At 52.9% G+C, this 8,416-nt stretch carries 6 protein-coding genes; 4 read left to right on the forward strand and 2 right to left on the reverse strand.

The window, feature by feature from the left end:
• Positions 1–11 precede the first annotated feature (11 nt).
• Positions 12–926, reverse strand: a complete 915-nt coding sequence (locus ACEW8P_RS18040) for a dihydrodipicolinate synthase family protein (RefSeq protein WP_373514468.1) — start codon at positions 924–926, stop codon at positions 12–14.
• Positions 927–1,546: 620 nt separating this feature from the next.
• Here ACEW8P_RS18040 and ACEW8P_RS18045 point away from each other — a divergent pair.
• Both ACEW8P_RS18045 and ACEW8P_RS18050 read left to right on the forward strand, forming a co-directional pair.
• Positions 1,547–4,630, forward strand: a complete 3,084-nt coding sequence (locus ACEW8P_RS18045) for a SusC/RagA family TonB-linked outer membrane protein (RefSeq protein WP_373514469.1) — start codon at positions 1,547–1,549, stop codon at positions 4,628–4,630.
• Between the two features lie 30 nt (positions 4,631–4,660).
• On the forward strand, positions 4,661–6,220 hold the full coding sequence (locus ACEW8P_RS18050; protein ID WP_373514470.1) for a SusD/RagB family nutrient-binding outer membrane lipoprotein: 1,560 nt from the start codon (positions 4,661–4,663) through the stop codon (positions 6,218–6,220).
• Positions 6,221–6,301: 81 nt separating this feature from the next.
• Here ACEW8P_RS18050 and ACEW8P_RS18055 read toward each other — a convergent pair whose 3' ends face one another.
• A complete protein-coding gene (locus ACEW8P_RS18055; protein ID WP_373514471.1) occupies positions 6,302–6,910 on the reverse strand; it encodes a Uma2 family endonuclease in 609 nt (202 codons plus the stop codon).
• Between the two features lie 94 nt (positions 6,911–7,004).
• On the opposite strand from ACEW8P_RS18055, the gene ACEW8P_RS18060 reads away from it, so the two are divergent.
• Together ACEW8P_RS18060 and ACEW8P_RS18065 are read left to right on the forward strand one after the other, a co-directional pair.
• A complete protein-coding gene (locus tag ACEW8P_RS18060; protein WP_373514472.1) occupies positions 7,005–7,946 on the forward strand; it encodes an SGNH/GDSL hydrolase family protein in 942 nt (313 codons plus the stop codon).
• A gap of 28 nt (positions 7,947–7,974) precedes the next feature.
• The coding region (locus ACEW8P_RS18065; protein ID WP_373514473.1) for a DUF5107 domain-containing protein at positions 7,975–8,416 on the forward strand (442 nt) is incomplete at its 3' end.

An 8,416-nucleotide genomic window follows, 5' to 3' on the forward strand; every position in this document is an offset into this window, starting at 1 on the left:
TTGCATAAACCTTACAAACTCGAATAATCCGGCAACTCCGGCCTTGCCGCCAGACCTTTCTTAATGATTTGCTCGACGCGCTCGCGCTCCTCCCCTACCAGCGATAGTCTTGGGGCGCGTACATGTTCAGTACCAATGCCCGCGTGGACTTCGGCTAGTTTGATGTACTGGACTAGTTTGGGATGCAAATCAAGTTCACAAAGTGGCAGAAACCAGCGGAATACTTCGCGGGCTTCGTCCAGCCTTCCGGCTTTGGTAAGGCGGTAAATTGCTACGGTTTCGCGCGGGAAAGCGCAAACCAGTCCGGCCACCCAGCCGTCAGCCCCCATGACAAGTTCTTCCATCGCCAGCGTGTCTACACCGCAAAGGATTTTTAGACGGTCGCCGAAGCGGTTGCGGAGGCGGGTAACATTAGTGACGTCGCGGGTCGATTCTTTTACGGCTTGGATGTTATCCAATTCGAGCAACTCCTCGAACATATCCGGGGTAGTTTCGATTTTGTAGTCCACTGGATTGTTATATATCATGATGGGCAGAGTGGTGGACTGAGCGATGGCCTTGAAGAAAGCTACCGTTTCGCGGTCGTCGGCTTTATAGCGCATCGGCGGCAGCAGCATTAGACCACTGGCTCCTAAGTCGGCAGCGGATTCGGCTACCTTGATGCCTTCTTTGGTAGAGGCTTCTGAGATGTTAAGGACAACAGGAATTTTACCACTGATTTTTTTGACAGCGTGTCTCACCAGCGTTTCCCGTTCGGGTTGGGTGAGCGTGCTGGCTTCGCCGAGGGAACCGCCCAGGATGATGCCATCAACGCCCGCTTCTATTTGGGCTTGCAGGTTACGCTCGAAGGCGGGCAGGTCTAGGGTATCGTCGGTGGTAAATTTGGTCGTAAGGGCTGGAAAGACGCCCTGCCAGTCAAAGGTCATAGGAAAGGTTTCGGTTAGTGATGTCATCGAATCCGAAAAGTACGAACCACGCCGACCAAACACAAAAAAGCCATCGGCTAGATGGCTTTTTATTGGCAAGTAAGGGTGGATAAACGCGATCGACCCTTTTATATGTTCAGAAATAAACCGAAACTACTTATTAGACAAGTAGCCTGATTATCTAATAATCAGGCTGATTTCACTTGTCGTGAAATTCTGTGGAGTCGGTCAAAAGTGGATTTAGAATTTTCCCTACCCCCAAACTGGTATGTATCGGTTTGCTTTTGGCGATTTTGCTCAACCAAATAGGCGGCCAGAATACCAGCAAAAAGACTAACGAAGAAGAATACGAGTATTTCCATAGCGAGAGATAGTTACGTTGATTTTCGTTTTTCAAAAAAAATTCCATGCCGAACCATTAATCCAGTAGAAATGATCCTATTATTGTGAATTCTAGTGGCGCACATTCCCCAATACGCGACTAAACTGGGGAATTCCACTCGACAAAACCCGCTCTATCCTGTTGTTTGATGACAATCAGCGGTTATTTTTAAAGTATTATTTATATCTTGTGTTTTCAATGTTTCATCCGTACCCATACTAAAAAACCCCTTCTGTTTATGAAAAAACTACTATTTACCATCCTGGTGCTGCTTGTGGCAACGACAGGAAATGTTTTCGCCCAAGACCGTGCCCTCAGCGGGACGGTCAATGATGAGAATGGGCAGCCCCTGCCGGGGGCCAGCGTTCTACTAAAAGGTACCGTTCGGGGTACCAATACTAACGCCGAGGGTAATTTCACACTCAACGTCAACGGGGCCGGCACCTTAACCATCTCGACGGTTGGCTACGCCAACAAAGATGTGCCTTTCACCGCAACACAAACCACGCTAACGACCAGCCTCAACACCGACGTACGCAACCTGGGCGAGGTAGTCGTAACGGCTCTTGGTATTTCCAAGGAGCAGAAGACCCTAAGCTACGCCACGCAGCAAATCGAAACCAAGACCTTCGCCAAGGCCCGCGAACTCAACGTGGCCAACTCGCTCATCGGGCGGGTGGCGGGGCTGGACGTAGCCCGTTCCGCTTCGGGCCTGGGCGGTTCGTCCCGGATCGTGCTGCGCGGCGACCGCTCGATCACGGGCAACAACCAGGCACTCATCGTAATAGATGGCGTGCCTGTTAACAACAGCAATTTCAGCCCCGGGAATGCCAACGGCGGACGGGATGGTGGGGACGGCCTGAGCAGCATCAATCCTGACGACATCGAGTCGATCAACGTGTTGCGCGGCGCGGCTGCCACCGCGCTTTATGGTAGCCTGGCTTCCAACGGTGCTCTTATCATCACCACCAAGCGCGGCGTGTCGCGCAAGGGCGTGGGCGTGAGCATCAACAGCTCTTTCCTGGCCGAACAGCCGCTGTTTTTGCGTGAGTTCCAGAATGAGTACGGGCAAGGCAGCGCCGGGCAGTACAGCCCGCGCTCCGAGTTTAGCTGGGGTCCTAAAATTACCGGACAATCCGTAGCCCTGTGGGGTCCCAACCCGGCCAATGCGGGCCAGACATACAATATGACGCCCCAGCCCAACAGCTATGAGAATTTTTACTCGACGGGCAGCCAACTTTCCAACTCGATTGCATTTTCGGGAGGAACCGAGCAGGCACAGACGTACTTTTCGTACACCAATGTAGGGGCAACTGGTATCGTGGACAACAACAAGCTTAAGCGCAACATCCTAAATTTTCGTATCACGAACAAGCTGGGCAAGAAGCTGAACCTGGACACTAAGGTAACTTACCTGAATGAGGTGGTTAACAACCGCCAGCAGACGGGCGAAGCCTTTGCCAACCTACAGCGCCACATCCTGCGAATCCCGCGCAATATATCGCTCGAACAGGCGCAGGACTTTGAATACATTGACCCCAGCACGGGCCGACTCCGTCAGAACTACTGGAACCCCGGCTCCAACGGAGGACAAAACCCCTACTGGATTAAAAACCGGGTGAGTGCTTTGGATAAGCGCGACCGGATTACGGGCTTCTCTGAGTTGTCATACAACTTCACGCCGTCCTTCAAGCTATTAGGTCGGGCTGGGCTGGACAAGTACGTCGATAAATTTGAGGGTAAGTGGTACAACAACACCTACACCATCGCCGACAACGGGGATTACCAAACGAGCTGGCGGGAAGTTTCGCTGCTGAACCTGGACTTGTTTGGGATGTACAATAAGAACTTTGGCCAAAACCTGGCCGTGAGTGCGATTGTGGGAGCCAACCTGCAAAGGAATAATTTCCTCACTCAAAGTACCTCGACGGGTGGCCTGAACCGCGACAACCTCTTCATCACGACCAACGCCCGCAGCCCGCAATCTAACCGGGGCGTGAGCCAGACTGAGAAGCAAGGGGTTTTCGCCACGGCGGACGTCACTTTCCGCGACGCGCTTACTATTTCGGCCTCGGCCCGTAACGACTGGTCCTCTACGCTACCCGCCGCCAACCGTTCCTACTTCTATCCTTCGGTGGGCTTCGCGGCAGTAGTTTCCAACATGATCACAATGCCGAGTGCGATCTCGTTTCTCAAAGTACGCGGCACCTACGCCCAGACGGGTAGCGACGCGACTCCTTACCTGCTGAATCAGACCTACACTTTTTCGCCTGGAGGGCCCAACGGTTTCATCTCACGCGACAACGTGAAACCCTTTCCCGATTTGAAACCGGAGATTACGACCGCTCTTGAAGGGGGAATCGAGATGAAATTCTTCGGCAATCGTTTGGGCTTCGACCTGGGCTTTTACACCAGCGATTCCAAGAACCAACTGTTCCGGGTGAGTATTCCGCCCGCTTCGGGTTGGTCGTCAGAATTTATCAACGCCGGATTGGTGCGTAACTCGGGCGTCGAACTCACAATGAATATTACACCTGTGCAAGTCGGCGATCTGCGCTGGGACATCGACCTCAACTACGCGGCCAACACGAACAAACTCGTGGAACTCACCCCAGCATTAAAAACGCTTACGCTGGCGGGGGACTTCTTCAACAGTGTCCGGGCTGAGGAAGGGAAACCACTGGGACAGGTGTATAGCCGGGGCTATGTGCGCAATGACCAGGGACAGATTTTGGTGGATAAAGACGGTCTTCCCCAAATCACTAGCGGCACGTCGGTCTTGCTGGGTAACACCCGGCCTACCTGGACCGGGGGACTGGGCAACCGTATTACGTACAAGAGTCTTTCGCTCAACTTCCTGATTAGTGCCCGCGTCGGTGGAATCGTGACCTCGTTCACCAATGCCGTCATCTACGCGGACGGCGTGACCGAGCAGACACTGGCCGGACGCGAGTCGTTCGTTTTCGATGGCGTGAAGGCCGATGGTACCAAAAACGATATCGCTACGACTGCGGAAAAATACTGGCTTAGAGTGGGTGGCCGCAATACCCCGGCTGGTGAGGCGTTCACGTACAGTGCAACCAATGTCCGGCTGCGTGAGCTGTCCCTGACCTATACTTTGCCAGCAGCAACAGTAGCAAAGTCGCCTTTTTCGGCGGCCTCCGTATCGCTGGTTGGCCGGAATTTGTTCTTCCTAATCAATAAAGCCGAGGGTTTCGATCCAGAACTCACGGCGGGTGCACAGAACACCACCGTCGGACTGGAATCATTTGCCCTGCCATCAACCCGCACGATCGGTGTGAACCTTAATCTGTCATTCTAGTCAAAATACAACAACAAACCTATCAAGAACATGAAATCAGGAATAATCAAAATAATCACTGTTCCAGTACTTCTGGCGGTGCTGGCGGTTGGTTTTTATGCTTGCACCGACAAGTTTGACGACCTCAATACCGACAAAACCAAGCTTACCTCGCTCGACGCCTCGGGAGTAGGCAATGCTTTCGCTGCGGCGCAGTACCGTTCGATTCAGGCCAGTTGGCAGACCTTCCAAAGTCTTTTCGCCGACCTGCAATCGCAGTTTTACGCCAACGTAGCCATTAACTTCCCTTCCGACCGAAACGTGATGGTCGGTGGGTGGCTCAACGGCGCCTTCAATGGCTTCTACAACTCGGCGGTGCCCCCCCTGCTGGGCGTTTTGGAAGCCACAGCTCCCGGTGGCCCAAGTGAGAACGCGGCCATTTATGCCATTGCCAACATTTGGAAAGTGCAGATGTTTCTACCACGCACCGACTATTGGGGGCCTATCCCCTACTCACAGGTGGGTAATGGCGGCAAGAGCGTAGAATACGATTCCCAGGAATTTATTTATAAGGACTTCCTGAAACTTCTCAAAGAAGGGGCGGCTAGTTTGCAGGCTTTCAAAGGCAAAAACATCCTGGGTGACAACGACCAGGTTTACCAGGGCAACGTCGACAAATGGATTCTTTTTGCCAATACCATGCGGCTTCGCGTCTCGATGCGGATGTCGAAGGTAGAGCCGGCCCTGGCCAAGACCAACGCCGAAGAAGCCGTAGCCGGAGGGGTTTTGACCACCAATGCCCACGACGCTTTCCTCAAGGTTACGACGAACTCCCTCAACCCTATGGCCCAAACTACCGCCTGGAACGAATACCGGATGAGTGCAGCCATGGAAAGTGTGCTGAAAGGCTACGATGATCCGAGAATGAGCAAGTACTACGCGCCCGTACCCGGTACCAATACGTTCAAGGGTTTGCGTAATGGTTTCTCCCAGGCGCAACTGGGGCTTGCTGAGAACGCCGCCGTTGCTAACTCTAACGTAAATCCTGCCTTTACACCCGACAATATGTTCAGCACCCCGTTCGCCATCATGTATGCCTCGGAGGCTTGGTTCCTGCGCGCCGAGGGTGCCTTAAAAGGCTGGAATATGGGTACGGGTACGGCCAAGGAATTCTATGAGAAGGGAATCGAAGCTTCGATGAAGCAGTGGGGCATTACCGATGCCGCTGCTATTCAGGCTTATACCAACAGTACTTCTACGCCGGTTGCCCTTGATGCGGGTCACGCTGTGAAATCGCCGCCTTTGAGCGATATTCCGGTGAAGTGGGCCACTACACCCGAGAAGCAGCTTGAGCAGATCATCACCCAGAAATGGCTTTCGCTGTGGCCCAACGGCCACGAGGCATGGGCAGAGTACCGCCGCACGGGCTATCCCAAGCTCTACCCTCGCATCAATTCCGAAAACCCGGATGTACCTGCCGGCGGGGTGGTACGGCGCACACCTTTCACCCAGGGTGAATTCCAGACCAACGAACCCGGCGTACAAACAGGCATCTCGAAGTTGGGAGGCCCCGACAGCCCCGCTACCCGGTTGTGGTGGGATAAGCCCTGACGGCTTGACGGCTAGGGCGTCCTGAGAATGCAAAGAGCCGCTTTCCGAGAGAGCGGCTCTTTTTTGATTGATGGTTTACGTTCAGTATATGATTTCCTCCTCGGCTAATAATTTAGCGACGTTCAGCACACAATCCTCAAGCAGGGGAATATCCTGGTCGAAGTCGGCGTAGTACCAGTTTTGGGTGGTAGAACAGACAAATATTTTTTTGTTGAAAGTACTCACCCAAATGATTTTCTCAACGCCGAAGTCCAGCATTTTCTGTGATTTAGCAAGAACATAATCCCTTTCCTGGCGCCAGGAGGTCTCACTCAAATCCACTTTGATATCTACCTCAATCACTATTTTAGGAGGAATGTTAAAATATTTGTCATTTACGGTCGCCTTATCCTTTTCAAAAATAACTATGTCACTAGCTAAATTATTTCCTGTGCCAAGGTGCAGTCCTGTCTCATTGTTGGATAGTAAATATTTCTTCCTGTCAATATTCCCAAAGAGAAAACCGTGGATGATTGAAGCCAAAACCCCCTGCAACGAACTGCTTCCCATGATTTCCTCGAGTTTTTTGTTTCCAGCCAACACTTCCAAGTACCCCTTGTAAGGCAGGGCTTCGCCATTCATTTCCTCGTAGGCCAAATAAGCCGGAATGGTTCGAACTTCCCGATGAGGTTCTCTTTCAATAACTACCATATCGTTCTCCTTTTTTTACAATTCTAATAAAAAACCATCAACAAACCAATTGGAAATCACTATTTTGGGGTTGTCATTATTTTTCAGGATACCCATGACAAAAGACTTCTCTGCTAATCTGGCCGCTTGTTTTCTGGCCGCTGCCATGCTGCTCACAGCCGCGACGGCAACCCTCGCCCAGAACGCCGCGCCCAAAGACCGCAACGCGGTAAACGCCAACACCAATGCCAGCAGCATGATGGCCGATTCGCCTCTGACCTTTCCCGACAAAGGCCCCAATCCGCCCAAGTACGAGCCGGACCTGACGGTGGAGGAAATGCCCGTCGAGCAAGACTACTTCCTGTTTGCCTCCCCCGCCCGTTCGCTGGCCCAAATCAATAAAATCCAAGCCGAAATGCCGCCCGGCGAGTTCACGCTTCCCCCAACCGACTGGAAGTACCTGAAAAGCACCCGCAAAAAACTCAGAAAAGGCGGCGACCTGCACATTCTGGGCCTGGGCGACAGCATAATCAACGATATCATGCGCTCGGGCTGGATCGCCAAACTGCGCGAAAAGTACCCTAATGCCAACATCAAGGCGACCGTCTATGTGAGGGGCGGCGGCGGCAACCGCCACTACCGCGAAGCGGGCCGCATCCAAAAGTACCTCGTCCCGCTCAAGCCCGACCTGGTTTTCATCGGGGGCATCAGCCAGCAGCAGGATTTTGAAGGCATGAAGGACGTCATCGACCAAATCCGCGCTGAACTACCCGAGGTGGAGTTCTTATTGGCGACGGGGGCTTTCGGCAACGTCGATCCGCGCGACCCCGCCGCGCTGGCGGTGGCGCAACATTCGGGTACTTCGCCCTACGGAAAAGCCTTGCGGGAGTTTGCCAAGAATGAGAAAGCTGCTTATTTAGACATGACCACGCCCTGGGCCGAGTACATCCGCAGTTCGGGCTTGCACCCGCACCTGTTCTACCGCGACCGCGTCCATGCCAATGAGTACGGCGAGCAGATTCTTTCCAAGATTATGCTGGCTTTTTTTAAGTCATAAAAACCAGAATTAACCGAGTACTTGACTCATGAAATTATTTTTAATACGGTTTGCTGCGATACTTTTGCTTGCCAGCCCGCTTCTGGTTGCCCAAACCCGCGCTCAAGCTACCATTGCAGAAACATCCCGATCCTTAAAAACCTACGGCTTCTCCGACCCCAGCCCCGTGGCCGAGCCGGGGCGGATTTACCCTTACCATAAGTTCGACGGCTATACCGATAAGGGCGTAATGAAAAACTGGAAATTCGTCGAACTCGAAAACTCCTACATCAAAGTGTCCATCACGCCCGAGATTGGAGGCAAGATTTGGGGCGCTTATGACAAGGCGACTAATTTCCCCTTTGTCTATTTCAACCACGTCGTCAAGTTCCGCAACGTGGCCATGCGCGGGCCGTGGACTTCGGGCGGCATTGAGCTGAACTTCGGCGACATTGGACACGCCCCCACCGTGTCGAGTCCGGTGGACTACG

Origin of the sequence: Persicitalea sp. (genome assembly GCF_041751555.1) — a bacterium.
Taxonomy (GTDB): domain Bacteria; phylum Bacteroidota; class Bacteroidia; order Cytophagales; family Spirosomataceae; genus Persicitalea.

Bases quoted from the DNA above. Each gene is read 5' to 3' on its own strand.
- ACEW8P_RS18040 (WP_373514468.1), bottom strand. From the start codon at position 926: ATGACCTTTGACTGGCAGGGCGTCTTTCCAGCCCTTACGACCAAATTT.
- ACEW8P_RS18045 (WP_373514469.1), top strand. From the start codon at position 1,547: ATGAAAAAACTACTATTTACCATCCTGGTGCTGCTTGTGGCAACGACA.
- ACEW8P_RS18050 (WP_373514470.1), top strand. From the start codon at position 4,661: ATGAAATCAGGAATAATCAAAATAATCACTGTTCCAGTACTTCTGGCG.
- ACEW8P_RS18055 (WP_373514471.1), bottom strand. From the start codon at position 6,910: ATGGTAGTTATTGAAAGAGAACCTCATCGGGAAGTTCGAACCATTCCG.
- ACEW8P_RS18060 (WP_373514472.1), top strand. From the start codon at position 7,005: ATGACAAAAGACTTCTCTGCTAATCTGGCCGCTTGTTTTCTGGCCGCT.